Raw genomic sequence first — 1,758 nt, 5'->3', positions numbered from 1 at the left:
ATGGCACCGCCGCTGTTCCCGTTCCGCGCCGGGATGATTGCGAGAAACGCCGCAGTCGTAGCTACCACGTGCGAGCTGCCGCAGTTGGTGCAGCTGATGGCGGCCGCGAGGGTTTCCTGCTGCGGATTCAAGGTGGCGACAGAGTCCAGGAGCAGGTGCCGGTCGGTCTCACATGTCGCACACCAAGGCCGCCGCCCTCGGGGCTGGTGGGCATCCCGGGGCAAGTACGTGCTTGACGTGATTGTCATCCGGGTCAGACCAGGCCCGGGTAGCTGGCCAGGATGTAGTCCGCCGCGGCTGGTCCTTTCATGCGGAGGCCGTTGCGCTTGGGATGGATCTGCTTTTCTTTCATGGCCGCCCAGAAGGCATCTTCGGGGCGGGGCGCGGTCTGGCTCAGGAAGCACCAGCTGGTGTAGAGCCCGTAGAGGCAGTCCCGGCCCAGTGCGTGGTCGGATGCAGGGTCCCGGGTGGTGGCTTCCTGCAGGAATTGGTCGTATTGGGAAGTTGCCATGAGTGGCTCGTTTCTTCGCGGTGCATTGTGTGCCGCCGTGTGGCTACAGCAGCTGAGCGTCAAGGCCATGCACGGGGCGATGAAGCAAGATCCCGCACTGCTGCGTCACCGCAGATCCGGGAATAAAGCGTTACTGGGCTGGCGGTCCACATCCTGCGGAAACCAGCCAATGCAACTTCTCTACGATGTAGACTGTAGGCGTAGACTACACATTAAGCAACCGGCTTTTCATCCCGGAACTGTAACCACTCTGTACCGACCCGAACGGAAAACCATGTCGCCCGAAGAGCACCCGGCGCCCCCTGCGGCTCCCGGCAAGAAGGCTCGCCTCAGCCGGGAGATTGTCCTGTCGACGGCACTGGCACTGGTGGACGCCGAGGGACTCGACGCCCTCACCATGCGCAGGCTCGGGCAGGAACTCGGGCGGGATCCCATGAGCCTGTACCGCTACGCCGCCAACCGCGCAGCCCTGCTGGACGGCGTCTCAGAACTCGTGCTGAATGAACTGGCCATCATTCCCGATGATCCCGACTGGCAGTCGCAGCTCCGGCGCATTGCCCACGACCTGCGGCTCCTGGCGCTCCGGCACCCTAACGTCGTGCCCCTCCTCGTGACCCGCCCCCTGTCAACACCCCTGGGCCTGCGGCCGCTGGGAACATTGCGTCCACTGGAGCAGATCCTGTCCCTGCTGATCGACGCCGGATTCGCCCCCGTTGACGCATTGCACGTCTACCGCGCCTACTACGGATACCTCTACGGGCACATCCTCAACGAACTGCAGGAATTCGTCGTCGACCCCGAGGAAAATGAGGCCCTTCTCCGGCTGGGCCTGCACCGCCTGCCACCGAAGGAATTCCCCCGGCTCCGCGCCCTCGCCCCGGTCCTCGCCGACTACGACGGGATGACCGAACTGGATGAGGGAATCACCATCCTGCTCTCGGGGCTCGCGGCCCGCTGCCGGATGCCGGATTCCCCGACCAAACCCTGATCCGGAAAGGCACCGGTCATCTCAGCCCGGGTTGGACAGCCGGTCCTTCGCCTGCTGGCTTCCGGGCCCCACGGGCAGAAGCTCTGTGGCCTGCGCGAGACCCTCGGTAGGCATAGAGACATACATGCTCTCGGCCCTGCTTACCTGGAAGGTCTCATGCCAGATGCCGACAGCTTTTGGGGCCTTCCTTGCCTGGCGGTTGAAGGCAGCCCACGCGGGCCTGTGCTCGGATTGAGGCGCACTTGCGTAGGCATACAGC

Annotated in this window: 3 protein-coding genes; 1 reads left to right on the top strand and 2 read right to left on the bottom strand. The window is 64.4% G+C overall.

Going from position 1 to position 1,758, the window contains the following annotated elements:
* Positions 1 to 253 precede the first annotated feature (253 nt).
* Entirely contained in the window at positions 254 to 511 is a 258-nt protein-coding gene (locus LQV45_RS29950) for a hypothetical protein (protein ID WP_230010808.1), read from the bottom strand.
* Between the two features lie 274 nt (positions 512 to 785).
* Here LQV45_RS29950 and LQV45_RS29945 point away from each other — a divergent pair, with 274 nt between their 5' ends.
* Positions 786 to 1,499 (top strand): TetR/AcrR family transcriptional regulator C-terminal domain-containing protein, encoded by a 714-nt coding sequence (locus tag LQV45_RS29945; protein ID WP_230010805.1) that lies wholly within the window; start codon positions 786 to 788, stop codon positions 1,497 to 1,499.
* A gap of 21 nt (positions 1,500 to 1,520) precedes the next feature.
* On the opposite strand, the gene LQV45_RS29940 is transcribed toward LQV45_RS29945, so the two are convergent.
* Positions 1,521 to 1,758, bottom strand: a 238-nt coding sequence (locus LQV45_RS29940) for a monooxygenase family protein (RefSeq protein ID WP_230010803.1), incomplete at its 5' end; no start/stop codon positions are given.

It is taken from the genome of Microbacterium sp. Bi128, assembly GCF_918698205.1.
This window is presented reverse-complemented; position numbering and strand designations above follow the sequence as displayed.